Origin of the sequence: Streptomyces xiamenensis (genome assembly GCF_000993785.3) — a bacterium.
GTDB lineage: Bacteria > Actinomycetota > Actinomycetes > Streptomycetales > Streptomycetaceae > Streptomyces > Streptomyces xiamenensis.
Genome location: NZ_CP009922.3, coordinates 3,355,678 through 3,380,011 on the forward strand (window position 1 = coordinate 3,355,678; position 24,334 = coordinate 3,380,011).

At 72.6% G+C, this 24,334-nt stretch carries 25 protein-coding genes; 19 read left to right on the top strand and 6 right to left on the bottom strand.

Annotated features, from left to right (window positions below):
• Positions 1 to 7: 7 nt before the first annotated feature.
• Together SXIM_RS15390 and SXIM_RS15395 are read left to right on the top strand one after the other, a co-directional pair.
• Positions 8 to 745 (top strand): response regulator transcription factor, encoded by a 738-nt coding sequence (locus SXIM_RS15390; protein ID WP_046724408.1) that lies wholly within the window; start codon positions 8 to 10, stop codon positions 743 to 745.
• Complete coding sequence (locus SXIM_RS15395) at positions 742 to 2,166, top strand: HAMP domain-containing sensor histidine kinase (RefSeq protein WP_030729688.1); 1,425 nt, start codon at positions 742 to 744, stop codon at positions 2,164 to 2,166. The genes SXIM_RS15390 and SXIM_RS15395 overlap by 4 nt, the downstream gene beginning before the upstream one ends.
• Before the next feature lie 29 nt (positions 2,167 to 2,195).
• Here SXIM_RS15395 and soxR read toward each other — a convergent pair whose 3' ends face one another.
• On the bottom strand, positions 2,196 to 2,693 hold the full coding sequence (soxR, locus tag SXIM_RS15400) for a redox-sensitive transcriptional activator SoxR (protein WP_030729686.1): 498 nt from the start codon (positions 2,691 to 2,693) through the stop codon (positions 2,196 to 2,198).
• A 69-nt stretch (positions 2,694 to 2,762) separates the two neighbouring features.
• Between soxR and SXIM_RS15405 the strand changes: the two genes are divergently transcribed.
• A complete protein-coding gene (locus SXIM_RS15405) occupies positions 2,763 to 3,584 on the top strand; it encodes a metallophosphoesterase family protein (protein WP_107073931.1) in 822 nt (273 codons plus the stop codon).
• Positions 3,581 to 4,249 carry a 4'-phosphopantetheinyl transferase family protein gene (locus SXIM_RS15410; RefSeq protein WP_030729683.1) on the top strand — a complete coding sequence of 223 codons (669 nt, stop codon included), beginning with the start codon at positions 3,581 to 3,583 and terminating at the stop codon, positions 4,247 to 4,249. Before SXIM_RS15405 ends, SXIM_RS15410 begins: the two co-directional genes overlap by 4 nt.
• 25 nt (positions 4,250 to 4,274) lie before the next feature.
• On the opposite strand, the gene SXIM_RS15415 is transcribed toward SXIM_RS15410, so the two are convergent.
• Complete coding sequence (locus tag SXIM_RS15415; protein WP_030729680.1) at positions 4,275 to 6,095, bottom strand: bifunctional metallophosphatase/5'-nucleotidase; 1,821 nt, start codon at positions 6,093 to 6,095, stop codon at positions 4,275 to 4,277.
• A gap of 220 nt (positions 6,096 to 6,315) precedes the next feature.
• Between SXIM_RS15415 and mshD the strand changes: the two genes are divergently transcribed.
• The 3 genes from mshD to SXIM_RS15430 all read left to right on the top strand — a co-directional run bounded on the left by mshD (position 6,316) and on the right by SXIM_RS15430 (position 10,087).
• Entirely contained in the window at positions 6,316 to 7,212 is an 897-nt protein-coding gene (mshD, locus tag SXIM_RS15420) for a mycothiol synthase (RefSeq protein ID WP_030729677.1), read from the top strand.
• Between the two features lie 72 nt (positions 7,213 to 7,284).
• Positions 7,285 to 9,684 carry an RNA degradosome polyphosphate kinase gene (locus tag SXIM_RS15425; RefSeq protein WP_246156887.1) on the top strand — a complete coding sequence of 800 codons (2,400 nt, stop codon included), beginning with the start codon at positions 7,285 to 7,287 and terminating at the stop codon, positions 9,682 to 9,684.
• Positions 9,668 to 10,087: an NUDIX hydrolase gene (locus tag SXIM_RS15430; RefSeq protein ID WP_030729672.1), complete on the top strand. Its 420-nt coding sequence runs from the start codon at positions 9,668 to 9,670 to the stop codon at positions 10,085 to 10,087. The genes SXIM_RS15425 and SXIM_RS15430 overlap by 17 nt, the downstream gene beginning before the upstream one ends.
• A gap of 89 nt (positions 10,088 to 10,176) precedes the next feature.
• Here the strand turns inward: SXIM_RS15430 and SXIM_RS15435 are convergent, their stop codons facing one another.
• Positions 10,177 to 10,974 carry a class I SAM-dependent methyltransferase gene (locus SXIM_RS15435; RefSeq protein WP_046724410.1) on the bottom strand — a complete coding sequence of 266 codons (798 nt, stop codon included), beginning with the start codon at positions 10,972 to 10,974 and terminating at the stop codon, positions 10,177 to 10,179.
• A gap of 139 nt (positions 10,975 to 11,113) precedes the next feature.
• Here SXIM_RS15435 and mshA point away from each other — a divergent pair, with 139 nt between their 5' ends.
• The 6 genes from mshA (at position 11,114) to SXIM_RS15460 (ending at position 15,988) form a co-directional block, all read left to right on the top strand.
• Positions 11,114 to 12,370, top strand: a complete 1,257-nt coding sequence (mshA, locus tag SXIM_RS15440) for a D-inositol-3-phosphate glycosyltransferase (protein ID WP_043177092.1) — start codon at positions 11,114 to 11,116, stop codon at positions 12,368 to 12,370.
• Positions 12,363 to 12,854 carry a type III secretion system chaperone family protein gene (locus SXIM_RS15445; protein ID WP_030729666.1) on the top strand — a complete coding sequence of 164 codons (492 nt, stop codon included), beginning with the start codon at positions 12,363 to 12,365 and terminating at the stop codon, positions 12,852 to 12,854. The genes mshA and SXIM_RS15445 overlap by 8 nt, the downstream gene beginning before the upstream one ends.
• Positions 12,855 to 13,025: 171 nt before the next feature.
• Positions 13,026 to 13,769: a DUF6879 family protein gene (locus SXIM_RS15450; RefSeq protein ID WP_052385127.1), complete on the top strand. Its 744-nt coding sequence runs from the start codon at positions 13,026 to 13,028 to the stop codon at positions 13,767 to 13,769.
• Positions 13,766 to 14,614 carry a helix-turn-helix domain-containing protein gene (locus SXIM_RS15455; RefSeq protein ID WP_046724414.1) on the top strand — a complete coding sequence of 283 codons (849 nt, stop codon included), beginning with the start codon at positions 13,766 to 13,768 and terminating at the stop codon, positions 14,612 to 14,614. Before SXIM_RS15450 ends, SXIM_RS15455 begins: the two co-directional genes overlap by 4 nt.
• A gap of 106 nt (positions 14,615 to 14,720) precedes the next feature.
• Positions 14,721 to 14,855: a hypothetical protein gene (locus SXIM_RS28555; RefSeq protein ID WP_267880992.1), complete on the top strand. Its 135-nt coding sequence runs from the start codon at positions 14,721 to 14,723 to the stop codon at positions 14,853 to 14,855.
• Positions 14,852 to 15,988: a methyltransferase domain-containing protein gene (locus SXIM_RS15460; RefSeq protein WP_053116212.1), complete on the top strand. Its 1,137-nt coding sequence runs from the start codon at positions 14,852 to 14,854 to the stop codon at positions 15,986 to 15,988. Before SXIM_RS28555 ends, SXIM_RS15460 begins: the two co-directional genes overlap by 4 nt.
• Before the next feature lie 72 nt (positions 15,989 to 16,060).
• On the opposite strand, the gene SXIM_RS15465 is transcribed toward SXIM_RS15460, so the two are convergent.
• Positions 16,061 to 16,525: a MarR family winged helix-turn-helix transcriptional regulator gene (locus SXIM_RS15465; RefSeq protein WP_030729657.1), complete on the bottom strand. Its 465-nt coding sequence runs from the start codon at positions 16,523 to 16,525 to the stop codon at positions 16,061 to 16,063.
• 319 nt (positions 16,526 to 16,844) lie between these two features.
• On the opposite strand from SXIM_RS15465, the gene SXIM_RS15470 reads away from it, so the two are divergent.
• The 4 genes from SXIM_RS15470 to SXIM_RS15485 all read left to right on the top strand — a co-directional run bounded on the left by SXIM_RS15470 (position 16,845) and on the right by SXIM_RS15485 (position 18,748).
• Positions 16,845 to 17,501, top strand: coding sequence for a hydrolase (locus SXIM_RS15470; protein ID WP_046724416.1), 657 nt, complete (start codon positions 16,845 to 16,847; stop codon positions 17,499 to 17,501).
• 184 nt (positions 17,502 to 17,685) lie between these two features.
• On the top strand, positions 17,686 to 17,994 hold the full coding sequence (locus tag SXIM_RS15475; RefSeq protein WP_030729651.1) for a GNAT family N-acetyltransferase: 309 nt from the start codon (positions 17,686 to 17,688) through the stop codon (positions 17,992 to 17,994).
• Between the two features lie 32 nt (positions 17,995 to 18,026).
• Positions 18,027 to 18,356: a (4Fe-4S)-binding protein gene (locus SXIM_RS28145; protein WP_234306804.1), complete on the top strand. Its 330-nt coding sequence runs from the start codon at positions 18,027 to 18,029 to the stop codon at positions 18,354 to 18,356.
• Positions 18,357 to 18,358: 2 nt separating this feature from the next.
• The gene (locus tag SXIM_RS15485) at positions 18,359 to 18,748 is read left to right on the top strand and encodes a nuclear transport factor 2 family protein (RefSeq protein WP_246156889.1); all 390 of its coding nucleotides are present in this window, start codon (positions 18,359 to 18,361) and stop codon (positions 18,746 to 18,748) included.
• 44 nt (positions 18,749 to 18,792) lie between these two features.
• Here SXIM_RS15485 and SXIM_RS15490 read toward each other — a convergent pair whose 3' ends face one another.
• Together SXIM_RS15490 and SXIM_RS15495 are read right to left on the bottom strand one after the other, a co-directional pair.
• A complete protein-coding gene (locus SXIM_RS15490; RefSeq protein ID WP_030729641.1) occupies positions 18,793 to 19,182 on the bottom strand; it encodes an RNA-binding S4 domain-containing protein in 390 nt (129 codons plus the stop codon).
• Positions 19,183 to 19,215: 33 nt separating this feature from the next.
• Complete coding sequence (locus SXIM_RS15495; RefSeq protein WP_046724418.1) at positions 19,216 to 21,897, bottom strand: SpoIIE family protein phosphatase; 2,682 nt, start codon at positions 21,895 to 21,897, stop codon at positions 19,216 to 19,218.
• A gap of 81 nt (positions 21,898 to 21,978) precedes the next feature.
• Between SXIM_RS15495 and SXIM_RS15500 the strand changes: the two genes are divergently transcribed.
• A complete protein-coding gene (locus tag SXIM_RS15500; RefSeq protein ID WP_030729636.1) occupies positions 21,979 to 22,737 on the top strand; it encodes a phosphoglyceromutase in 759 nt (252 codons plus the stop codon).
• A 55-nt stretch (positions 22,738 to 22,792) separates the two neighbouring features.
• Positions 22,793 to 24,145: a sensor histidine kinase gene (locus tag SXIM_RS15505; protein ID WP_053116213.1), complete on the top strand. Its 1,353-nt coding sequence runs from the start codon at positions 22,793 to 22,795 to the stop codon at positions 24,143 to 24,145.
• The last annotated feature ends 189 nt before the right edge of the window (positions 24,146 to 24,334 follow it).

Consider the following 24,334-nt stretch of genomic DNA (forward strand, 5'->3'; position numbering starts at 1 on the left):
GACGCGCATGAGTGATGGTTCGCGGGTGCTCATCGTCGACGACGAGCCGGCCGTACGGGACGCCCTGCAGCGCTCCCTCGCCTTCGAGGGGTACGCCACCGAGACCGCCGTCGACGGCCTGGACGCTCTCGCCACGGCCGAGCGCTACCACCCGGACGCGATCGTCCTCGACGTGCTCATGCCCCGCATGGACGGGCTCACCGCCGCCCGCCGGCTGCGCGCCGCCGGGGACCGGGTGCCGATCCTGATGCTGACCGCCCGGGACACGATCGGCGACCGGGTCAGCGGCCTCGACGCCGGGGCGGACGACTACCTCGTCAAGCCCTTCGAACTCGATGAGCTGCTCGCCCGGCTGCGGGCGCTGCTGCGCCGCAGCGGCTACGCCCGACCGGGCGGCGCCGGCGCCGGGGACGGCCGCGACGGCGCCCCCGACCCGGACGCCGGGCTGCTGGTCTTCGGCGAACTGCGGATGGACCCCACCACCCGGGAGGTACGGCGCGGCCCCCGCCCCGTCGAGCTGACCCGCACCGAGTACACCCTGCTGGAGCTGTTCCTCACCCACCCCCGCCAGGTCCTCACCCGCGAGCAGATCCTGCACGCCGTCTGGGGCTTCGACTACGAGCCGTCGTCCAACTCGCTGGACGTCTACGTCATGTATCTGCGCCGCAAGACCGAGGCCGGCGGCGAACCGCGCCTGGTGCACACCGTGCGCGGCGTCGGCTACGTGCTGCGGGACGGCCAGTGACGTCCGGCGGCGGTGGTCTGTCGCTGCGCTCCCGGCTCGCCCTGCTGACGGCCGTCGCGGTGGCCGCGGCGGTCGCGGTCTGCGCGATCGCGGCCTGGTTCCTGGTCCGCGACCAGCTGATCAGGTCCCTCGACGACACCCTGCGGGACAACCGGGCCGACCCGGTGGTGATCTACCACATGTGGGAGAACGGCCAGTGCTACCCGGAACCGGCCGACGTCCCGCAGAACGTGCCGATGCCGTTCGACGCCACGATCCAGGTGGTCAACTCCGACGGATCGAGCTGCATCATCTCCGGGGCGGCGACCCTGGAGGTCGCGCCCTCCGACACCGCCGTCGCGGGCCGCAGGGCCGTCGAGTCCTTCCACAACGCCACCGGCTCGGACGGCGTCACCTACCGGGTGCTCACCCGTCCGCTGCAGACCACCACCAACGGCGCCGTCACCGTGGCCCGCCCGCTGGACGAGGTGACCGACCCGCTGCGCTCCCTCGTCGTCGTCCTCGCGCTGGTCGCCGCGGCCGGCGCGGTGACCGCCGCCGGGGCCGGGGTCGTCCTGGCCCGGGCCGGGCTGCGGCCCGTGGACCGGCTGACCGCCGCCGCCGAGCACGTGGCCAGGACCGAGGACCTCACCACCCGCATCCCGGTGGCCGGCGACGACGAGATCGCCCGGCTGTCCGCCGCCTTCAACTCCATGACCGCCGCGCTGGCCTCCTCGCGCGAGCTCCAGCAGCAGCTGATCGCCGACGCCGGGCACGAGCTGCGCACCCCGCTCACCTCGCTGCGCACCAACATCGAGCTGCTGGTGCGCAGCGAGCAGACGGGCCGCCCGCTGCCGCCCGATGACCGGCGGCGGCTGCTGGAGTCGGTGACCGATCAGCTGAGCGAACTGGCCGCGCTGATCGGGGACCTCCAGGAGCTGTCCCGCCCGGAGCGGCCCGCCGGCGGCGGGCGGCTGGAAGTGGTGGGGCTGCACGAGGTGACGCGCCGGGCGGTGGACCGGGTGCGGCTGCGCGGCCGGGCGCGCGGGCTCGCCATCGACGCCGAACTCGATCCGTGGTTCGTGCGCGCCGAACCGTCCGCGCTGGAGCGGGCGCTGGTCAATCTCCTGGACAACGCGGTGAAGTTCAGCGGCGACGGCGAGATGGTGGAGGTGACGCTGCGCGGCGGGCTGCTGCGTATCCGCGACCACGGCCCCGGCATCCCGCCCGACGAACTCCCGCACGTCTTCGAGCGGTTCTGGCGCTCCCCGGGCGCGCGCGGGCTGCCGGGCTCCGGGCTCGGCCTGTCGATCGTGGCCCGCACCGTGCGCGAGAGCGGCGGCGCGATCGCCCTGCACCCGGCGCCCGGCGGCGGTACGGAGGCGGTGCTGCGGCTGCCCGGCGCCCCGACCCCGCCGCCCGCCTCGTCAGGTCCTGTCTGACAGGACCTGGGGACGCCGGCGGCCGGCCGTCAGGAACACGCCGTTCCGCAGCCGGGGGCGCCCTCGGGGGCGTTCTCCAGCAGCCGCACCGGGCCGGGGCCGCGCTGCCCGCACACGTCGGACGGGTTGGCCAGCGTGCAGCTCTCCAGTGACAGGCAGCCGCAGCCGATGCACTCGGTCAGATCGTCCCTGATCCGGGTCAGCTGCCAGATCCGCGCGTTGAGATCGGCCTTCCAGAACTCGGACAGCCGGGCCCAGTCCTCCTTGGTGGGGGTGCGGCCCTCGGGCAGTTCGTGCAGCGCGTCGCGGATGGCGTTCAGCGGCATCCCGACGTTCTGCGAGACCTTGATGAACGCCACCCGGCGCAGCGTCTCGCGGTGGTAGCGGCGCTGGTTGCCCGCGGTGCGGCGGCTGCTGATGAGGCGCTGCTCCTCGTAGAAGCGCAGCGCCGAGGTGGCGACCCCGCTGCGTTCGGCCAGCTGTCCGATGGTGAGTTCCTTGGTGATGGTGGGAGGCACACCCGCCATCGTACGCATAGCTCAATCTTGATTGAGGTTCGCGTTTCGCCGGCCGCACCCGGTGGGAGGACACAGCTCATGGGGAAACTGCTGGCCATCAGCGATCTGCACGTGGCCTACGACGAGAACCGCAAGATCACCGAGGAGTTACGTCCCGAGTCGGACGACGACTGGCTGCTGGTGGCGGGCGACGTGGGGGAGACGTTCTCGGACATCGAGTGGGCGCTGACGCTGCTCGCCTCCCGTTTCGCCCAGGTGGTGTGGACGCCGGGCAACCACGAGTTGTGGACCCCCGCCGCCGACCCCGTGCAGCTGCGCGGCGAACGGCGCTACGAGCGGCTGGTGGAGCTGTGCCGCGGCCTGGGGGTGCTCACCCCCGAGGACCCGTACGCCGTGTGGCAGGGTGAGCGTGGACCGGTCGCCGTCGCGCCGCTGTTCCTGCTGTACGACTACACCTTCCGGCCGCCCGGTACCCGCACCACCGCCGAGGCGCTCGCCGTGGCGGAGGCGGCCGGGGTGATGTGCACCGACGAGTACCTGCTGCACCCGGACCCGTACCCCAGCCGGCAGGCGTGGTGCCGGGCCCGGCTGGAGAGCACCGAGGAGCGGCTCGCCGCCCTGCCCGAGGACCTGCCCACCGTGCTGATCAACCACCACCCGCTCATCCGGCAGCCCACCCGGGTGCTGCGCTACCCCGAGTTCGCGCTGTGGTGCGGGACCGAGGCGACCGACGACTGGCCGGTGCGGTTCCGGGCCGCCGCCGTCGTGTACGGGCATCTGCACATCCCGCGCCGCATCACCCGGGACGGGGTGCCGCACCACGAGGTGTCGCTGGGCTACCCGCGCGAGTGGCGCCCGCGCGGCGGCACGCCGGGCCGCCCGGTGGTGATCCGCGCGTGATCGGGGAACTCCTGCCGCCGCCGGTCAGCGCGGTCGAGATGTTCGGGGACCCGGAACCGCTGCCCGAGCTGTTCCCGGAGGAGGAGGCGGTGGTGGCGCGGGCAGTGGCCAAGCGCCGCACCGAGTTCGCCACCGTGCGCGGCTGCGCCCGTACCGCCCTGGAGCGGCTCGGCGGGCCCCGGGTGCCGCTGCTGCCCGGCGAGCGCGGGGCGCCCCGGTGGCCGGCGGGGTTCCTGGGCTCCATGACGCACTGCGCCGGCTACCGGGCCGCGGCGGTGGCCCGCACCGGCGGGACGCTGGCGTCCATCGGCCTGGACGCGGAGCCGCACGAACCGCTGCGCGACGACGGCGTGCTGGAGCTGGTGTCGCTGCCCGAGGAGCGCGAACACCTGGCCAAGCTGGCGGCAGGCCATCCGCGGGTGCGCTGGGAACGGCTGCTGTTCAGCGCCAAGGAGAGCGTGTACAAGGCGTGGTTCCCGCTGACCGGGCAGTGGCTGGGCTTCGAGCAGGCGCGGGTGACCTTCGACCCCGGGGCCGGCACGTTCGAGGCCGAACTGCTGGTGCCGGGGCCGGTGGTGGACGGGGTGGGCGTGGGCCGGTTCGGCGGACGGTGGCTGGTACGGGACGGGGTGCTGCTGACGGCGATCACCGTGCCGCGCCCCTGACCCGTACCGGCCACCGTGCCGGGTGTTACGGAAGGACCGTGATCCGGTCGGCCGCCGGCGCCGCCAGCGGGGCGTCGGCGGAGGAGTGTGCCAGCAGGTAGTCCGCCAGCACCCGCATGTCGTCGTTGCCGACGCGCGGGTCGGTGCCCTCGGCCAGGGTCGGGAACCCGTCGCCGCCGCCCGCCAGGAAGGAGTTGACCGCGACCCGGTAGACGCGCTCCGCCTCGATCGGCTCACCGTTCAGCAGCACGGTGTCCGCCACGATCCGGTCGGCCCCGGAGCGGCTCAGGTCCAGGGTGTAGGTGAGCCCCTCGGAGGGCTGGAGGATCTTGGGCGTGGCGGCGTTGGGGCCGCTGACCTGCTCGCGCAGCACCTGGAGCAGCTGTTCGCCGGTGATGCTCAGCAGATTGACGGTGTTGGAGAACGGCTGGACGGTGAAGCCCTCGCCGTAGGTCACCACGCCGTCGCCCTCGTCGCCCGAGGCGGCGTACACCAGGTCGGCGCGCACCCCGCCGGGGTTCATCAGGGCAAGGTCGGCGGTGCCCTCCAGCTCGATCGCGTGAGCCAGCTGGGCGTCGGCGATCAGGTCACCGAGCGGGAACTCGGGGGTGCCGGCGCCGCGGCCCCGGATGTCCTCGGAGATGTAGCCGATGGGGGCGTTGGCGACCGGGGCCGCCAGCTCGTTCCAGTAGTCGATCAGCCGGGTGAGGTCGCGGGCCGGCTTCTGGTCGCGGTCCACGACCCGGTTGGTGCCCTCGACCGAGGTGCGCACGATGTCCTTGGTACGCGGGTCGTACCGCATGTTCAGCTCGGTGAACAGCCGGCCGTTGGAGGCGGCGGAGGTGACCAGGCGGTCGTTGCCGTCCGGGTCGGGGATGGTGCACACGTACGGCTGGTGGGTGTGGCCGGTGATCAGTGCGTCCACGTTGGAGTCGATGGCCCCGGCGATCTCCACGATCGGCCCCGAGATGCCGTCGGCGCCCGCGTCGCAGTCGGCGTTGTACGCCGGGTCGGCCGGGTAGCCGCCCTCGTGGATCAGCGCGACGATCGCGTTGACGCCCTGGGACTCCAGCTCGGCGGTGTAGCGGTTGATGGTCTCGGCCTCGTCGAGGAACTCCAGGCCCTCGATGCCGTCCTGGGTGACGATGTTCGCCGTGCCCTCCAGGGTGACGCCGATGAACCCGACCTTGACGCCCTTGATGTTCTGGACGCTGTACGGGGCGAGGATCGGTTCGCCGCTGTCCTCGCGGACGACGTTGGCGGCGAGGTAGGGGAAGTCGGAGCCCTCGAAGGTGCGGTCATCGGCGTAGCAGCCGTCGACCGGGTGGCAGCCGCCGTCCTGGAGGCGCTGGAGTTCCTCCCAGCCCTCGTCGAACTCGTGGTTGCCGACGCCCGCGACGTCCATGCCCAGCTTGTTGAGCGCCTCGATGGTCGGCTCGTCGTGGAAGAGGCCGGACAGCAGCGGGGTGGCGCCGACGAGGTCACCGGCGGCGACGGTCACCGAGCGCTGATTGCCCTTGCGGGCGTCGCGCAGCCCGGTGGCCAGGTATTCGACACCACCGGCGGCCAACTGCTCGGTGGTGCCGTCCTCGTGCCGGTGGGTGACCTGGCCGTTGGAGCCCTCCGGGGGTTCCAGGGCGCCGTGCAGGTCGTTGATGGCGAGGATCTGGAGGTCGAGGGCGGGACCGGGGCGGCTGTTGCCGTTCCCGTTGCCCTGCCCGTTGCCGTTTCCGGTACCGGCCTGGGCGGCGGGTACCCCGACGGCGAGGGCGCCGGCGGCGGCAAGGGTGACCGCGCCCGCCGTCAGTCTGAACCGGCGCGAACGCCGGGTGGCCAAGGTGCGCATCAGCGGAGATTGCCTCTCGTGGAATCAGGGGACAAGCAAGGAAGAGGGGGCGACGGCCCGATCGGCATCCCGGTCGGCCGTAGCGGACAAAAAGGGACAGATGTCAGGGAGATGACATGACAGTGCGACGGCAGCCTACGGCTACGCGCGTAGCGTGTCAGGGGGCTGCGGGTAACAAGCGGATGAAGGGTCCGGGCGATATGGGCATAGAGTCTTCGTCATGAGTGACGTCATCGTGGTCGACGAGGTGACGGGCCCCCAGCTGCGTGAGGCCGAGCGGCTGATCGACGCGGCAGCCCGCACCGACGGGCAGAGCGCCGTATCGGAACAGGGCAGACTGCTGCTGCGCGGCGGCCGGCGCACCGGCGTGAAACACCTGCTCATGCGGCACCACGGCCAACTCGTGGGCTACGCACAGCTGGACGGCACCGACCCGGTCGAAGCCCCCTCCGGCGAACTGGCGGTGCACCCCGACCACCGCGGCCTGCGCTACGGCCGGCTGCTGGGCGAGGCGCTGCTCGCCGAGTCCGGCCACCGGCTGCGACTGTGGGCGCACGGCGGCCACCCGGCGGCCCGGCACCTGGCCCAGGTCCTGGGGCTGACCCTCTTCCGTGAGCTGCGGCAGCTGCGTCGCCCGCTGGGGGGACTGCGCGATGTCGACCCCGTACTGCCCGAAGGGGTGACGGTCCGCAGCTTCGTGCCCGGCCAGGACGACGCCGCCTGGCTGGAGCTGAACGCCGCCGCCTTCGCCCACCACCCCGAGCAGGGCGGCCTCACCCAGGTGGACCTGGACGCCCGGAAGAAGGAGCCCTGGTTCGACCCATCCGGGTTCTTTCTCGCGGTGCGCGGCGACCGCCTGCTCGGCTTCCACTGGACGAAGGTGCACAGCGCCGAGTCGCTGGGCGAGGTCTACGTCGTGGGGGTCTCGCCGGACGCCCAGAACCTGGGGCTCGGCAAGGCACTCACCCTGATCGGCCTGCGCTACCTGGCGGCCGACCGGGCCCTGCCCACCGCGATGCTGTACGTGGACGCCGACAACGTGGCGGCGCTGCGGGTGTACGAGGGCCTGGGGTTCCAGACCCACGAGACGGACCTGATGTACCGCACGGAAACCTGATCCGCATCCCGGCCACCTCCCGGTCACGACGCTGACGTGCTCTGTTCGCACTCTTGGCGGGAGAATGGGGGCATGAGTCCTGAGGTGCGGGGAGCGCGGAGCGCGCGGGTCGGCCCGGACGCGGCGAAGGCCGCGGCGGCGTCACGGAACAAGGGCGCGCCGGAGCCGGACCGGAGGAGCGAGCCGGGCGCGGCGGCGGAACCGGGTCCGGAACCCGGGCCCGTGGCGGAACCCGGCTCCGGAGGGCCGGAGGACGGCCCGCGGCCCGGCCCCGACCGGGACCGGACGGTGCCGCCCCCGTCCACCGCCGCCCACCCGGTGACCGTGGCCGTACCCGACCCGGCGCCCGAACCGGTCGCGCATGCCCCCGCGGCGGCCACCACCGTGCTCGATCCGGCCGGTGCCCCGCTGCCCGAACACCGCTTCCTGGACCGCGAACGCAGCTGGCTGGCCTTCAACGAACGCGTCCTCGAACTGGCCGAGGACCCCGCCACCCCGCTGCTGGAGCGCGCCAACTTCCTCAGCATCTTCGCCAGCAACCTCGACGAGTTCTTCATGGTGCGCGTCGCCGGCCTCAAGCGGCGCATCGCCACCGGCGTCGCGACCCGCTCCCTCACCGGCCAGCTGCCGCGCGAGGTGCTGGAGGACATCTGGACCCGCTCGCGCGAACTCATGGTCCGCCAGGCCGCCTGCTACCAGCGCTCCGTCGCCCCCGCGCTGGGCGCCGAGGGCATCCATCTGCTGCGCTGGCCGGACCTGACCGAGACCGAGCAGACCCGGCTGTTCACCCTCTTCCGGCAGCGGATCTTCCCCGTCCTCACCCCGCTCGCCGTCGACCCGGCCCACCCCTTCCCGTACATCTCCGGCCTGTCCCTGAACCTGGCCGTCGAGGTGCGCAACCCCGCCACCGGCCACAAGCACTTCGCCCGGGTCAAGGTCCCGCCGCTGCTGGATCGTTTCCTCGAAGCCTCGCCGCAGCGCTTCGTCCCCGTCGAGGACGTGATCGCCGCCCACCTGGAGGAGCTCTTCCCCGGCATGGAGGTGCTCGCCCACCATGTCTTCCGGGTCACCCGCAACGAGGACCTGGAGGTCGAGGAGGACGACACCGAGAACCTCCTCCAGGCCCTGGAGAAGGAACTGCTGCGCCGCCGCTTCGGCCCGCCCGTCCGGCTGGAGGCCGAGGAGTCCATCGACCCCGGCGTGCTGCGGCTGCTGGTGCGCGAGCTGAAGATACGGGACGAGGAGGTCTACACCCTGCCCGGGCCGCTCGACCTCACCGGGCTCGGCGACATCGCCTCCCTGGAACGCCCCGAGCTGAAGTACCCGAAGTTCGTGGCCGGCACCCACCGCGAACTCGCCGAGGTCGAGTCGGCGTCCGCCCCCGACATCTTCGGCGTGCTGCGCGAACGCGACGTGCTGCTGCACCACCCGTACGACTCCTTCTCCACCTCCGTCCAGACCTTCCTGGAACAGGCCGCCGCCGACCCGGACGTCCTGGCCATCAAGCAGACCCTGTACCGCACCTCGGGCGACTCCCCGATCGTGGACGCCCTCATCGACGCCGCCGAGTCCGGCAAGCAGGTGCTGGTGCTGGTGGAGATCAAGGCCCGCTTCGACGAGCACGCCAACATCAAGTGGGCCCGCAAGCTGGAGGAGGCCGGCTGCCACGTCGTGTACGGGCTGGTGGGGCTCAAGACGCACTGCAAGCTGTCCCTGGTGGTCCGCCAGGAGGGCGAGACGCTGCGCCGCTACGCCCACGTCGGCACCGGCAACTACCACCCCAAGACGGCCCGGCTCTACGAGGACCTGGGACTGCTCACCGCCGACGCCGAGGTGGGCGCGGACCTGTCCGACCTGTTCAACCGGCTCTCCGGCTACTCGCGCCGCGAGACCTACCGCCGGCTGCTGGTCGCTCCGCGCTCGCTGCGCGACGGGCTGCTGGCCCGGATCGGCCGGGAGATAGCGCACCACCGGGCGGGCCGTCCGGCGTCGATCCGCATCAAGACCAACGCCATCGTCGACGAGGCGGTGATCGACGCCCTCTACCGCGCCTCGCAGGAGGGCGTCCCGGTCGACATATGGGTGCGCGGCATCTGCGCCCTGCGCCCCGGGGTGCCCGGCATGTCCGAGACCATCCGGGTGCGCAGCGTGCTGGGGCGCTTCCTGGAGCACTCGCGGGTGTACGCGTTCGCGGCGGGCGGCGACAGCGAGGTGTGGCTGGGCAGCGCCGACCTGATGCACCGCAACCTGGACCGCCGCATCGAGGTGCTGGTACGGGTCACCGACCCGGCGCACCGCTCCACCCTGACCCGGCTGCTGGCGGCCGGCACCGCCGACACCACCGCGTCCTGGCACCTGGGCCCGGACGGGGCGTGGACCCGGCACTGGACCGGCACGGACGGCCGGCCGCTGCGCAATGTGCAGGAGATGCAGATCGAGGCACGAAGGAGACGCCGTGGAACGAACGGCTGAGGAGGAGACGGTCCGGGCGGCCGGCTGCGTGCTGTGGAGGTACGCGGCGGGCCCGTCGGGCGAGGTGGAGGTGGCGCTGGTGCACCGCCCCCGCTACGACGACTGGTCGCACCCCAAGGGCAAGCTGCACCCGGGGGAGGAGCCGGAGGACGCGGCGCTGCGCGAGGTGCTGGAGGAGACCGGCATGATCTGCGTGCTCGGCGCCCCGCTGCCCACCGCCCGCTATGTGGTGCGCGGGCGGCCCAAGGAGGTCCACTACTGGGCCGGTGAGGCGGTCGGCGGCCGGTTCTCGCCCAATGACGAGGTGGACCGGCTGCTGTGGCTGCCGCCGGAGCAGGCCCTCACCCAGCTGACGCACGCGCAGGACCGGCCGCTGCTGGCGGCGGCGCTGGAGGCGCTGTAGCGGGGCCGTCCCGGACGGCCACCGCCGGGGCACGGGCCCGGACCCGCGCCCGCCGGTTCGGACCTGACCCCGGACCGGGACCACCCGGCTCAGCCGGGGCCGGTACCCCCGGGCGCCAGCGCCGCCCAGCGCACGGTGACCTCGCCCTGCCGCCAGCGCCGTACGTCATCGGCCAGTGGCCAGCCGGCGGCGGCCAGGGCCCGTACGGCCGTGACCCAGCGCTGCCGGGCGCCGAGCGGCGCGTACGGGGCGGCGGCGGCCCAGGCGCGGTCGAAGTCGACCAGGAACCGGTGCACGCGTTCGCCCGGCACATTGCGGTGGATGAGCACCTTGGGCAGCCGCTCGGCCAGGTCGGAGGGGGTGCCGAGATCCGCCAGCCGGGCGGCGAAGGTGACCGTGCGCGGCCCGTCCGGCCCCAGCGCCACCCACACGTGCCGCCGCCCCGGCTCGTCGCAGGTGCCCTCCACCAGCAGCCCCCCCGGCGCCAGCCGCCCGCACAGCCGCTCCCACACCCCGGCGACCGCGTCCTCGGGATACTGCCGCAGCACGTTCGCGGCCCGGATCAGCAGTGGCCGTTCCCCGCCGGGCAGCGGCATCTCGAACCCGCCGCGGACGAAGGAGAGCCCGTCCTGTTCGTACGGCAGCGCCGCCGCCACCCGCTCCGGGTCGATCTCCACCCCCGCCACCCGGGCGTCGGGCCGTACCCGGCGCAGCCGCCCCAGCAGTTCGACGGCGGTCCAGGGCGCCGCCCCGTACCCCAGATCCACGGCCAGCGGCGGGTGGTGGGCGCGGCGCAGGGCGGTGCCGTGCGCATGGGCGATCCAGCGGTCCATGCGCCGCAAACGATTGGGGTTGGTCGTCCCCCGGGTGACCGTCCCCTCAGGCATGCCGGCGAGTCTACTTTTCGGGCGCCACCCGGCGCGTGCCGTCCCCGGACCGTTGGGCACACTGGTGTGGGGGAGACGTCCGTTTTCCGCTCTCGGCCCGTCAGGAGACGCAGTGGGGCACCGACCGCGCCGGGTGGCGATGCTGAGCGTTCACACCTCTCCGCTGCATCAGCCGGGCACCGGCGACGCGGGCGGCATGAACGTCTACATCGTCGAACTGTCCAGACAGCTGGCGGCGCTCGGCACGGAGGTGGAGATCTTCACGCGGGCGGCCCAGGGCGGGCTGCCGCCGACTGTGGAGCTGGCGCCCGGGGTGCTGGTACGCCACGTGGACGCAGGCCCCTACGAGGGGCTGAGCAAGGAGGAGCTGCCGGCCCAGATGTGCGCGTTCACGCACGGCGTGACCCAGATCTGGGCGGGGGAGCGGCCCGGGTACTTCGACCTGGTGCACTCGCACTACTGGCTGTCGGGGCAGGTGGGCTGGCTGGTCGCGGAGCGCTGGGGCGTACCGCTGGTGCACGCGATGCACACCATGGCCAAGGTGAAGAACGCCGCGCTGGCGGCCGGGGACAGCCCGGAGCCGGCGGCCCGGGTGATCGGCGAGACCCAGATCGTGCGGGCGGCGGACCGGCTGATCGCCAACACGGCCGAGGAGGCCGCCGAACTGGTGCGGCACTACGAGGCCGACCCGATGCGCACGGCGGTGGTGCACCCCGGCGTCAACCTGGACGTCTTCCGCCCGGCGGACGGGCGGGCGGCGGCGCGGGCCCGCCTCGGGCTGCCGCAGGACGCGCTGATCCCGCTGTTCGTGGGGCGCATCCAGCCGCTCAAGGCCCCCGATCTGCTGCTGCACGCCGTGCGGGACCTGCTGGACCGCGACCCGTCGCTGGCCGAGCCGGGCCGCATGGTCGTCCCGATCGTGGGCGGCCCCTCGGGCACCGGCCTGGCCCGCCCCGAGCGGCTCCAGAAGCTCGCGGAACGGCTGGGCCTGTCCCGGCTGGTCCGCTTCCACCCGCCGGTGGGGCAGGAGCGGCTGGCGGACTGGTACCGGGCGGCGAGTGTGCTGGTGATGCCCTCGTACAGCGAGTCCTTCGGCCTGGTGGCGGCGGAGGCCCAGGCGTGCGGCACCCCCGTGATCGCGGCGGCGGTGGGCGGGCTGCCGGTGGTCGTGCGGGACCAGGCGACCGGCTTCCTGATCGAGGACCACGACCCGGTGCACTACGCGGACGCGCTGGGCAGGTTCGCGGCCGACGCGTCGCTGTCGGCCCGCCTGGGTCAGGCGGCGGCGCTGCACGCCTGCCGCTTCGGGTGGGCGGCGACGGCGGCGGGCACGGTCTCCGTGTACCGGGAGGCGACGGAGTCGCACCGCTTCGCCCTACGATCGGCGCATGGCTGAGGACACCACCGCGACGACCGTCGAGGACACGCTGAACGACCTGGGCGTGGAGTGGGAACGCCCGGACCCCGGCCACTACGTGGTCACGCTGCCGGGCACCCGCAAGCTGGCGACCACCTGTTCGCTGCGGCTGGGCCGGCACGCGCTGTCGGTGAACGCGTTCGTCATCCGCCGGCCGGACGAGAACCACGAGACGGTCCACCGCTGGCTGCTGGAGCGCAACGCCCGGCTGTACGGGGTGGCGTACGCCCTGGACGCCCACGGCGACATCTACCTGGCCGGCCGCCTGCCCCTGTCGGCGGCCACCCCGGCGGAGCTGGACCGCCTGCTGGGCGTGGTCCTGGAGACGGCGGACGGCGCGTTCAACACTCTGCTGGAGATGGGCTTCGCGACGGCCATCCGCAAGGAACACGCCTGGCGCGTCTCGCGCGGCGAACCCACCCACAACCTGGCGGCGTTCTCCCACCTCTTCCCCCCGGACTGACCCCCGAGAAGCTCGTTCCCCCCTACCAGCGCCCGGAGTTGACTCCGGGCGCTGCTGTTTGCGCCCCCTGCGCGCCGTGGTGGCGGGGGTGGGGGCTGTGCGAGGGTTGGCGGCGTTGGCGCGAGGAAGAAACTCAGAGAAATTTCTCACATGAGGGAGAACGCAGTGAGGATGACCTTCAGTGGCACGGACAGCATCAACGGAGGCTGCCCCGCCGTGTACGAGACCGACCGGAACACCGTCGTGATCCAGGGGTGGAAGATCGACCGCAGTGACGAGGCGTATCGGGACGCACGGAACCTGGAGGAGAACGAGGACCTGGTCGAGGTCCCCCGGGAACTGCTGGAGCGTTTCGTACCCAGGAAGCAGTCGCCGGCGTCCTACGACCTGGAGACGGACGAGCAGTGGAATGCCCTGTTCCGTGACTTCAAGCACTCGGCCCGGCGGCTGGAGACTCGCGATCACTACGACGTCTCGTACGAGCGGGAGCACTTCGACCGGTTCCTGGCCGGTGAGGACACCGACGTGGCGTGGATGAGGCCGTGGACCGACCTGATGCGCGAGCACGCCGATCAGGGAAAGACGGTGGCCCGGGTGCGGGTCGTCCCCGCGCAGCTGACGGATTACCTGCGGTTTGAACTCGACCTCACGGAGTGCAACGTCCGCGATGGCAAGGAGGACATCCGCTACCTCGACCGGGCCACGGCCGAGCGGGTGGGGCTGCCCGACCGCGATTTCTGGCTGTTCGACTCGCATACTGTGGTTGTGCTGCACTTCGATGAGGAAGGACGGAGGGTGCGGACCGAGGTCATCACGGATCCGGCTCTGGTCATCGAACACGCGCGGTGGCTTGACGTTGCCTTCCAGCACGCCACCGCATACGAGAAGTTCGTGAAGGAGCATCCCCCGCGTTGAGTTCGGCACCGAGAGGCGTCCAGGAAGCCAGGCAGGAGCTTGGCGGACGTCTGCGTGCCCTCAGGCAGGCGGCTGCTGTGGACGGACGCACTCTTGCCGAACGTCTGGGGTGGCCGCCCAGCAAGGTCTCCAAGATTCAGCTCGGACGACAGTCGCCGACCGAGGGTGACATCCGGGAGTGGACGGCTGCCTGCGGAGAACCGCAGGCAGCCGAAGAACTGCTGATACTTCTGCGCAACCTCGACCGGCGCTATGCCGACTGGCGACGTCAATTGCGCCAGGGGCACGCTGCGGTGCAGCGTGCGTGGGCTGATGCCGAGGCAACGGCCCAGACCATCCGCTCTTTTGAATCAAGCTGTGTTCCGGGCCTGCTGCAAACCGCTGATTACGCCGCTTCTGTCCTGCGTCAGCACGGCCGGCTGCACGGGAGCCCTCCTGATACCGACAGTGCGGTCGCGGCGCGGCTGGCCCGGCAGCAGGTCCTCTACGAGCCCGGCCGCAAGCGGCGCTTCCTTCTGCTGTCCGAGTCGGCGCTGTTCCACAGCACGGCCTCGGCGCCGGTGATGCGGGCTCAGATCGACCGACTGGTCTCAGCGACCACGCTTCCGACGCTTTCGCTGGGTGTCATTCCGCAACGGAAGCAACAACTGCTCCTGCCGGCACATGGCTTCTGCATCCTTGATGATCGTTTGGTCACGGTCGAGATCTACAGTGCCGAGCTGAGGCTGGGGCTCCCCGAGGAAGTCGCGCTCTATCAAAGGGTGTTCGAGATGCTTTCGGCTGACGCGCTCTACGGGGCGGACGCCCGCCGGCTCCTCACCACCGCCGCCGAATCCTGGGTCTGAGAAATCTTCAGAAATTTCCTGGACGTCCCCTTCTCCCCTGCGCAAGCATCGTCACGTACGGCAGCCAACCCGGCGCCGTACGTGACCGGATGAAGGGATGTGCGCCATGGGCAAGCACGACAAGCCGAAGCCGGAGGAGCAGAAGCCGCAGGGGCCCTCCGGGACCGGGGACCACCAGGTGCCCCCGGATGTCTTCAAGCCCGGCGGCGGGACGCACAAGAAGGACGGCGGCAAGAAGTGAGCACCGCGCCCGGAACCGAGGTCTTCCGCCGGCGGCTCACCGAGTCGCTGGACCGGGACGGCTGCTTCCGCGCGGAGTGGCTGCGGCTGGTGTTCGGCCGCGTCCCACGGGAGAAGTTCGCGCCGCACACCGTGTGGCGCTGGTCCGACGGCGGCTGGGGTCCGCTGAACCGCCGCGAGGACCCCGAAGGCTGGGCCGAACTGGTCTACCGCCCCGGTGCGGCGCTGATCACGCAGATCGGCGACGGCGCCCCGGTGGCGGACGGCACGGGGATCGGTGCCACGAGTTCGATGAGTTCGGCCGACGTGGTGCTCAACATGCTGGCCGCTCTGGACCTCCGGCCCGGCCACTCCGTTCTCGAAATCGGCAGCGGCACCGGGTACAACGCGGCGCTGCTGTGCGAACGCGTGGGCGCCGAAAGCGTCGTCACGGTCGAGATCGACCCGCTGCTCGCGGAGCTCGCCGCCGAGCGACTCGCCTCGGCCGGCCACCGCCCGCTGGTGGTCTGCGGGGACGGCGAGGCGGGCCACCCGGACCGGGCGCCGTACGACCGGCTGATCGCCACGGCCTCCGTACGTCGGGTGCCCCCGGCCTGGCTGCGCCAGGTGGCGCCGGGCGGCGTGCTGGTCATCCCCTGGTACCCCTGCGCCAACGGCTTCGGGCTGATCCGGCTCCGGATGGGCGACGACGGCACGGCCCATGGGCGTTTCCAGGGCCGGGAGTCGTTCATGCCGGTGCGCGGCCAGCGCATGACGCCCCCCGACATCGGGTCGCTCTGGGAGGCCACCTGGAAGGACTCGGAGAAGATCGAGGGCGACGCGGGGCTGCTGGATCTCGGCTCGGCCCACGCGCTTTTCGCACTCGCCGTGCGGGCGCCGGGCTTCTCCGCACAGCTTCAGGGCGACGGGGTTCTCCTGCTGTCCGGGGACGACGCGTCCTGGCTGTGGGTCAGGCGCGATGCCTGCCATCGCTACGGGCCGCGTGATCTGGTGGCGGAGGCCGCGCGGTTTCTTGCCTGGTGGCGGGAGCGCGGCCGCCCGCGGACGGAGGAGTTCGGCATGACCGTCACCCCCGACGAGCAACGCGTGTGGCTGCGCGACCCGGGCCGGGTTCTCCTGCGGTCCGCCGGCTGAACCGGGGGCCGCGACCGCCGGGGGCCACGGGTGCCGGTACCCGGCCGCCGCGCCGCCGACGTTCCCGGCCGGTCAGTCCGGCTGCTTCTCCATGTGGGTGAGGACGCGCTTCGAGATCCGGGCGAGCGTGTCGAGTTCTTCCTGGGTGAGGGCCTCGATGAACAGCCGGCGGACGTGGGCGACGTGCGTGGGTGCGGCGTCCTCGATCGCCCGGTGGCCGGCCGGGGTGGCGACGATGAACGCTCCGCGCCCGTCGTCGGGGCACTCTTCCTTGGCCACCAGTCCGCGCTTCGCCATGCGGGTGATCTGGTGGGACATGCGGCTCTTCTCCCACTCCACCAGCTTGACCAGGTCCATGAAGCGCATCCGCTCGCCGGCCTCGGTGAGTTTGGCCAGCACGATGTAGTCGGAGGGGGACATGCCGGAGTCCTCCTGGACCCGGCGGGAGAGCCTTCCGATGAGCTTTTCGTGCATGCGGATGAAGGCGTCCCAGGCGGCCTTCTGCTCCGGGGTCAGCCAGCGAGGCGTTGCGTTCATGGAGTGAGCGTAGTGACATCACCGATCACTGATCCATCCCGTGGACGTGGCCGATTCCGGTTCCCTTCCCCGCCCGGTGTGCGGGGCCTGCCCGGGTGAGGGCTTCGGGGCGGCACCGCCTCGCTCGCCGCACTCTCCAAGGCATCGGCCCGGGGGACTAGTTGACGCGTCAATCACAGCGCTCTAACGTAGGTGACACGTCAACCAGAGGGTGAGGGTTCGCCGCCGGTCGGGGTGGGCCCGTACGCGTTCACGGCGGACCCCGGACGCCGGCGCACCGCCGGCGGCCGCGGAAGCGAAGCCCCAGAGAGGGAATCCCATGAGCACCCAGAACAAGGCTGGACTCGACGCGCTGCTGACGCCCGAGGAGAGCGTCCTCGTGCTGATCGACCACCAGCCGTTCCAGTTCGCCAACCTGAACAGCCACGAGCCGACGATGATCGTGAACAACGTCGTCGGTCTTGCCAAGGCCGCCAAGGTGTTCGACGTCCCCACCATCCTGACGACCGTGCTGGAGGAGCGCGGCGGCCTCCTCCTCCAGGATCTGCAGGACGTGTTCCCGGAGCAGAAGCCGATCAACAGGACGTGGGTCAACACCTGGCAGGACGAGCGCGTCGTGGACGCCGTCAAGGCGACCGGGCGCAAGAAGCTGATCCTCGCCGGTCTGTGGACGGAGGTCTGCCTGGCGATGCCCGCCATCCAGGCGGCGGGCGAGGGCTTCGAGGTCTTCGCCGTCACCGACGCCTCGGGCGGCGCCTCGAAGGAGACCCACGACATGGCCGTGCGGCGCATGGCCCGGGCGGGCGTCGTCCCGATCACCTGGATGGCGGTGATGAGCGAGTGGCAGCGTGACTACGCCCGCGAGAAGACCCTCCCGGGTCTCGTCGAGGTCATGCTGGCACACACCGGTGCCACCGGTGTGGCCTACGCCTGGGAGACCCAGCTTCTCGCCGGGCAGGGCCGCAACGGCGGCTGACCCGGCCACCGTGCCGGCCCGTCCCGCGTATCGTGGCACGGCCTGTCGCCCAGCGGATCCCCGGCGGGCGGCGGCCGGTCTGCCACGCTCGCACAGGACATCCGGCACGAGGACATCAACAGTCGTGGCGGACGTCCCGGCCTTCGCGCCGGGTTCGTCCGCCCCGGCGGATCATGGAGGACACATGACCGTGGAAGTGCGTGACGTACCCGAGGCCAACCGGTACGAGGCCCGGCTCGACGGGGAGACGGCGATCGCGGGCGTCGCGGCGTACATCCGGACGGCGGAACTCATCGCCTTCGTGCACACCGAGGTTCCGCCGGAGCACGAGGGCAAGGGGATCGGGTCGGCCCTGGCCCGCACCGCCCTCGACGAGGCGCGCGCCGCGAAGCTGCGGGTGCTGGCCACCTGTCCGTTCTTCGCGGGGTGGATCGCCCGGCACCCCGAGTACCAGGACCTGCTGTACCAGTCCCGCAGCACGGTCAGCGACTGAACCGTCCGGGCAGAGCGGTGACGGAGGCCGTGATGAGTAGCAGCACCGGGAAGAAGACGTACGAGGGCCGGTCGATCACCGTGACCTTCGAGGCCGCGCGCTGCCGGCACGCCGCCGAATGCGTCCGCGGCCTGCCGGAGGTCTTCGACACCGCCCGGCGCCCGTGGATCAGGCCCGACGGCGCCGAGGCCGGGCGCCTGGCCGAAGTGGTGCGGCGCTGCCCCTCGGGCGCGTTGCAGTACGCATGGGTGGACGGCGTGCAGGAGACTCCGGGCGGGCCCGCACCGATCACCCGTCACGCCCCCGGCACCAACGGCGGCGGCACGTCTGAGCACCTCCCCGGAACCGGCGAGAAGGCATGACCATGGCCGAGAACACCGCGGCGGACCAGGCCCGGCGCAACACCGGCATCGTGCTGACCGCCATGCGGGAACTCTTCGGGGAGAAGGACCTGACCGCGCTCGACCGGTACTGGGCCGAGCCCTACGTGCGGCACAGGCCCCGGATGGCCGGCGGTCTGGACACGCTGCGCGCCGTGGTGCCGGGCCTGGACGGTTTCGTGGGGGCGCCGCAGCGGACCGCCGCGCAGGGCGACCTCGTCTGCACCCACAGCGTCGTCCACGGCTGGGCGCCGGACCCCGTCGTCATCGTCGACATCTTCCGGCTCGACGAAGGCCGGATCGTCGAGCACTGGGACGTCGTTCAGGAACTCGTCCCGCCCGGGGAGACCGTCAGCGGCCATCCGACGGTCTGACACCGGGGAGGCTCATCAGCGTCCCCTGAGCCGGGGCCGTGCCCTCAGGAACCCGCCCCGCGCAGCCGGTCCATCTCGCGGCGGTCGCGCTTGGTCGGGCGGCCCGCGCCGCGGTCCCTGATGCCCGCCGGGGCCACCGCCTCGCGCGGCGGGGGCGGCGGGCTGTTGTCCACGTAGCACTGCACGGCCACCGGCGCACCGACCCGCTTGCGGATGAGCTGGGTGACCTTCACGATCCGCTCCCGGCCGTCCTGCCGCAGCCGGACCTCGTCGCCCGGCTTCACCGGCTGGGCCGGCTTCGCGCGGTCGCCGTTGATCCGGACGTGGCCGGCCTTGCAGGCCGCCGCCGCCGTGGAGCGGGTCTTGGCCAGGCGGACCGACCAGATCCACACGTCCACTCGCACCGTGCCGCCCGTGCCGCCCTGCGTCTCCATGACAGCGAGCCTAACGCCGTCCCGCCGCCCGGCTCACGTGGTTTCCGGCAGCCGCTGCTCCGCCCAGATGACCTTGCCCTCGGGCGTGTACCGGGTGCCCCAGCGGTCGGCGTACTGCGAGACCAGGAACAGGCCCCGGCCGCCCTCGTCGGTGTCCGTGGCGTTCCGCAGGTGCGGTGAGGTGCTGCTGCCGTCGGAGACCTCGCAGATCAGCGACCGGTCGCGGAGCAGCCGGACGCCGATGGGCCCGGCGGCGTACCGGATGGCGTTGGTGATCAGCTCGCTCAGGATCAGCTCCGTGATGAACGCCGCGTCACCGAGGTGCCAGTCCGCCAGCTGCCGGGTGACGGCGGCCCGCAGCGGGGCCACCGCGGTCGGGTCTGCGGCTACGTCCCAGCTGGCCACCTGGTCGTCGCGCAGCATGCGGGTGCGGGCGACGAGCAGGGCGACGTCGTCCGCCGGGCGGGCGGGCAGCAGGCGCTCCAGGACGGTGTCGCAGGTCTGTTCCGGGGCGGGGCCCGACGCGGCGAGCGCCTCCCGCAGGCGGTCCAGGCCCTCGTCGATGTCCCGGGTGCGGCTCTCCACCAGCCCGTCCGTGTACAGCACGATCCGGCTGCCCTCGGGCAGTTCCACCCGCGTCGTCTCGAACGGGACGCCGCCCACGCCCAGCGGCGGCGCGGCCGGCAGGTCCGCGAAGCTGACGGTGCCGTCGGGCAGCACCAGCGCGGGCGGCAGATGTCCGGCCCGAGCCATCTCGCAGCCGCCGTCCACCGGGTCGTAGATCGCGTACAGGCAGGTGGCGCCGGCGATGGCGCCGCCGCCGGCCTCGGTCGTCTCGTCGGCGTCGACGCGGGAGGCCAGTTCGTCCAGGCGGCCCAGCAGTTCGTCCGGGGTGAGGTCGAGCGCCGAGAAGTTGTGCACCGCCGTCCGCAGCCGTCCCATGGTGGCCGCCGCGTGCAGCCCGTGCCCCACCACGTCGCCCACGACCAGCGCGACGCGCGTACCCGACAGCGGGATGACGTCGAACCAGTCGCCGCCCACCCCCGACTGCGCGGGCAGATAGCGGGTGGCGGCCTCCAGGGCGTTCTGCCGGGGCAGCCCGCTGGGCAGCAGGCTGCGCTGCAGGGTGACGGCCATGGTGTGCTCGCGGGTGAAGCGGCGGGCGTTGTCCACGCACACCGCCGTACGGGCCGCCAGTTCCTCGGCGAGGGACAGGTCCTCCTCGGAGAACGTGGGGGAGGTGTCCGCCCGCCAGAAGTTGACCACGCCCAGCACCACGCCGCGGGCGTGCAGCGGCGTGGAGATCAGCGAGTGGATGCCGAAGTCGAGCAGTTCCCGCGCGTGCTCGGGGTCGGCGGCCCGCCACCAGGTGGTGCCGCGCAGGTCGCGTTCGGCCCGCGCGTGTCCCATCAGCAGGCCGCGTACCTCGGGGGAGGTGGTGTCCAGGGTGACGCCGCCGCCCCCGTACAGCGGGTGGTCCTCCCGTACGGCGCGGGTGGCGGTGCGCCGCATCCGGCTGCCGCTGGCGACGGGTTCGGCGCCGCGCGTCACCTCGTCCACCAGGTCGACGGTGATGTAGTCGGCGAACTCGGGGACCCCGACCTCGGTCAGCTCCTCGGCGGTGCGCACCACCTCCAGCGTGGTGCCGATGCGCACGCTGGCCTCGTACAGCAGCCGCAGTCTGCGCTGGGCCGCCTCGGCGCGTCTCGCCACCACGCTCAGCTCGGTGGAGTCCCGCAGGGTGGTGACGGATCCCGGCGGGCCGCCGTGCAGGTCCATCGGGCGGTGGTTGACGGCCAGCAGCCGGCCGCCGAAGCGGTGCACCTCGTCGGTGGTCTCGTGCCCGGAGGCCAGCAGTTCGGCGGTGGCGGGGGCGAGGCCGAGGTCGCCGAGGGGACGGCCCTGGGCGTTCTCGGGCAGGTCGAGCAGCCGGCTGGCCTCTTCGTTGGCCAGCAGCAGCCGCCGGTCGCCGTCGAGGATGACGACGCCTTCCCGCACGGAGCGCAGAACGGCGTCGTGGTTCTCGTACAACCGGGTGATCTCGGAGGGCCCCAGGCCGCGGGTCTGCTTCAGCAGGCGCCGGCTGATGAGCGCGGTGCCGGCCAGGGTGAGCAGCAGGGCGCCCAGCGCGCCCAGGATCAGCGGCACCCGGGCGGAGAAATTGATGGTGATCTCGTCGAGCAGGATGGCGACCCCTACGGCGCCGACCACGGTGCCGGTGTCGTCCCGGATGGGGACCACGCTCTGCACGGCGGGGCCGATGGCCGCGTTGAGCGACTCCTGAACGATGTTGCCGTCCAGCGCGGACCGTACGTCCCCGATAAAGGGCTTGCCGATCTCCGCGGGCCTGGGGTGGGTGAGGCGGATGCCGGCCGTGTCGGTGACCACCACGCCGCCCACCCGGGCCGCCTTCCGGACCGCTTCGGTGTGCGGCTGGAGGGCGGAGGTGGGGTCGGCGGAGTGCACCGCCGCGACGATGCCGGGTGAGTTGGCGAAGGTGGTGGCGACGGCGAGGGTGCGGTTGTACGCGGCGGTGCGCTGGTTGCGGTCCATCTGGACGTAGATGGTGATGGCCGCGGCGGCCACCAGCAGCAGGACGGTCACCACCTGGAGGGCGAACATCTGCCCGACGATGCTGCGGACACCCAGCGCGGACCGCACCGCTGCCAGCCGTCCGCCGCCGCCCGCGCCCCGGTCCCGGGAGAATGCCGTCATTCCTCCACTTTGCACCAATATGAGGCGGAAGCAGGTAACCCCACAAACGGCCCCCGCCCCGGGGCCGTCTACGCTCGGGGCATGGCCGACGCACCGTACAAGCTGATCCTGCTCCGCCACGGCGAGAGCGACTGGAACGCCAAGAACCTGTTCACCGGCTGGGTGGACGTCAACCTCACCGAGAAGGGCGAGAAGGAGGCGGTCCGTGGCGGCGAGCTGCTGAAGGACGCCGGGCTGCTCCCCGATGTCCTGCACACCTCCCTGCTCAAGCGGGCCATCCGCACCGCGAACCTCGCCCTGGACGCCGCCGACCGCGTCTGGGTCCCGGTCACCCGTTCCTGGCGGCTCAACGAGCGGCACTACGGCGCGCTCCAGGGCAAGGACAAGGCCGCCACCCTCGCCGAGTTCGGCGAGGAGCAGTTCACCCAGTGGCGCCGCTCGTACGACACCCCGCCCCCGGTGCTCGCCGCCGACGCCGAGTGGTCGCAGGCCGACGACCCGCGCTACGCCCACATCCCCTCCGACGTGCGCCCGCAGACCGAGTGCCTCAAGGACGTCGTCGAGCGGATGCTGCCGTACTGGTACGACGGCATCGTCCCCGACCTCGCCGCCGGCCGCACCGTGCTGGTCACCGCGCACGGCAACAGCCTGCGCGCGCTGGTCAAGCACCTCGACGGCATCTCGGACTCCGAGATCGTCGGCCTGAACATCCCCACCGGCATCCCGCTGCTGTACGAGCTGGACGCCGACTTCCGCCCGCTGAACCCCGGCGGTACCTACCTCGACCCGGAGGCCGCGCGCGCCGCCATCGAGGCCGTGAAGAACCAGGGCAAGAAGTAGCACATTCGTACGAATGAGGGGTGGCCCGCGCCGCCGGTCGCCTACGCTCGATGACATGACCGAGACAGCGGCCGGCGTCAGCGGCCGGTTCACCCGGCCGCAGCGCTGGCTGCTCCCCGGCGATCTGCTGACCGAGCCGGCCGACCTGGCCGCCGCGGCTCCCGGCGCACCGGGCACCGGCGTGCGCTTCCCGCACCCCCGGCCCCCGCGCCGCACCCCGCGCGACTGGGCCGTGGACGTCACCCTCTTCGGCTGGTCGCTCGGCATGTGGGCGCTGATGGTCATCGTGGCGCTGCCCACCCTCGAACACACCCCGGAGTGGATCCGGGCCATCGACGCACCGCTCGGGCTGCTCGCCTGCTGCGCCCTGTGGGTCCGCCGCCGCCACCCGCTCGCCGTCGCGCTCCTCGTGGTCCCGGTCGGGGCGGTCTCGGCCAGCGCCTTCGGCGCCCTGGGTGTCGTCATGCTCAGCACGGCGCTGCGCCTGCCGACCCGGCGCGCGCTCGCCCTGCTCGCCGCCAACATCGCCGTCGCCATCCCCTACTTCATCTTCTGCTCCCTCCCGGAGGACAACAGCGGCTGGGGCGACATCTTCTTCAGCGTCGCCTACCTGCTCACGTTCTTCGCCTGGGGCGTCGCCACCCGCGCCCGCCGCCAGCTGGTCGTGCGCCTGCGCCAGGACGCGGGGCGCGAGCGTGCCGAACACGCCCGCCGGATGGCCGACGCCCGCCGCGCCGAGCGCGAGGCCATCGCCCGCGAGATGCACGACGTGCTGGCGCACCGCATCTCCCTGCTGTCCGTGCACGCCGGAGCGCTGGCGTACCGCACCTCGGGCGCCGCCGGGGCGCACGCCAAACCGCTCAGCGACGCCGAGGTGGGCGAGAGCGCCCAGGTCATCCGCGACAACGCCCACCAGGCCCTGGAGGAGCTGCGCGAGGTGCTGACGGTGCTGCGCGGCACCGCGCCCGGCGCGCTCACCGAGGCGGGCGGCGGACGGCCGCAGCCGCGGATCGCCGAGATCGGCGAACTGGTCGCCGAGGCCACCCGGGCGGGACAGCGCGTCGTCCTGGACCAGAAGTATGCGGAGGGCGCCGCCGAGGCCCTGCGCGACCAGGCGCAGCGCACCGTCTACCGGGTGGTGCAGGAAGGGCTCACCAACGCCCGCAAGCACGCCCCGGGCGCGCTGATCACGGTGACCCTGGTGGGCGCCGCGGGCCAGGGCCTGACCGTACGGATCCGCAACCCGCTGCCGGTGACCGCCGGGGCCGGGCGCGAACACATCCCCGGCGCGGGCGCGGGGCTGGCCGGCCTGGAGGAGCGCATCGCCCTGGACGGCGGCAGCCTGCTGCACGGCGCCACGAACGGGGCATTCGAACTGGTCGCCAAGCTCCCCTGGCCGGCGGCGTAGCCCGGCCCTGGCCGGGTACGCCCCCGGCCCCCGCCGGGGCCCGGGCATGGCATGACCCCGGCGCGGAACCCGGAGGAGACCGGGCCCCGCGCCGGGGTCATCGGTGCCGGCGCGGCGGCTGGGCCGCCGCTCAGCGGCGCGGCAGCGCCGTCAGCAGCCCCCGCACTTGCAGGAGCCGCCGTTCTGGCA

Excerpts from the sequence above, each read along its gene's own strand:
- SXIM_RS15390 (WP_046724408.1), top strand. The coding sequence starts at position 8 with ATGAGTGATGGTTCGCGGGTGCTCATCGTCGACGACGAGCCGGCCGTA.
- soxR (WP_030729686.1), bottom strand. The coding sequence starts at position 2,693 with ATGGCGGGTGTGCCTCCCACCATCACCAAGGAACTCACCATCGGACAG.
- SXIM_RS15405 (WP_107073931.1), top strand. The coding sequence starts at position 2,763 with ATGGGGAAACTGCTGGCCATCAGCGATCTGCACGTGGCCTACGACGAG.
- SXIM_RS15415 (WP_030729680.1), bottom strand. The coding sequence starts at position 6,095 with ATGCGCACCTTGGCCACCCGGCGTTCGCGCCGGTTCAGACTGACGGCG.
- mshD (WP_030729677.1), top strand. The coding sequence starts at position 6,316 with ATGAGTGACGTCATCGTGGTCGACGAGGTGACGGGCCCCCAGCTGCGT.
- SXIM_RS15425 (WP_246156887.1), top strand. The coding sequence starts at position 7,285 with ATGAGTCCTGAGGTGCGGGGAGCGCGGAGCGCGCGGGTCGGCCCGGAC.
- SXIM_RS15435 (WP_046724410.1), bottom strand. The coding sequence starts at position 10,974 with ATGCCTGAGGGGACGGTCACCCGGGGGACGACCAACCCCAATCGTTTG.
- mshA (WP_043177092.1), top strand. The coding sequence starts at position 11,114 with ATGCTGAGCGTTCACACCTCTCCGCTGCATCAGCCGGGCACCGGCGAC.
- SXIM_RS15445 (WP_030729666.1), top strand. The coding sequence starts at position 12,363 with ATGGCTGAGGACACCACCGCGACGACCGTCGAGGACACGCTGAACGAC.
- SXIM_RS15450 (WP_052385127.1), top strand. The coding sequence starts at position 13,026 with ATGACCTTCAGTGGCACGGACAGCATCAACGGAGGCTGCCCCGCCGTG.
- SXIM_RS28555 (WP_267880992.1), top strand. The coding sequence starts at position 14,721 with ATGGGCAAGCACGACAAGCCGAAGCCGGAGGAGCAGAAGCCGCAGGGG.
- SXIM_RS15465 (WP_030729657.1), bottom strand. The coding sequence starts at position 16,525 with ATGAACGCAACGCCTCGCTGGCTGACCCCGGAGCAGAAGGCCGCCTGG.
- SXIM_RS15470 (WP_046724416.1), top strand. The coding sequence starts at position 16,845 with ATGAGCACCCAGAACAAGGCTGGACTCGACGCGCTGCTGACGCCCGAG.
- SXIM_RS15475 (WP_030729651.1), top strand. The coding sequence starts at position 17,686 with ATGACCGTGGAAGTGCGTGACGTACCCGAGGCCAACCGGTACGAGGCC.
- SXIM_RS28145 (WP_234306804.1), top strand. The coding sequence starts at position 18,027 with ATGAGTAGCAGCACCGGGAAGAAGACGTACGAGGGCCGGTCGATCACC.
- SXIM_RS15485 (WP_246156889.1), top strand. The coding sequence starts at position 18,359 with ATGGCCGAGAACACCGCGGCGGACCAGGCCCGGCGCAACACCGGCATC.
- SXIM_RS15490 (WP_030729641.1), bottom strand. The coding sequence starts at position 19,182 with ATGGAGACGCAGGGCGGCACGGGCGGCACGGTGCGAGTGGACGTGTGG.
- SXIM_RS15495 (WP_046724418.1), bottom strand. The coding sequence starts at position 21,897 with ATGACGGCATTCTCCCGGGACCGGGGCGCGGGCGGCGGCGGACGGCTG.
- SXIM_RS15500 (WP_030729636.1), top strand. The coding sequence starts at position 21,979 with ATGGCCGACGCACCGTACAAGCTGATCCTGCTCCGCCACGGCGAGAGC.
- SXIM_RS15505 (WP_053116213.1), top strand. The coding sequence starts at position 22,793 with ATGACCGAGACAGCGGCCGGCGTCAGCGGCCGGTTCACCCGGCCGCAG.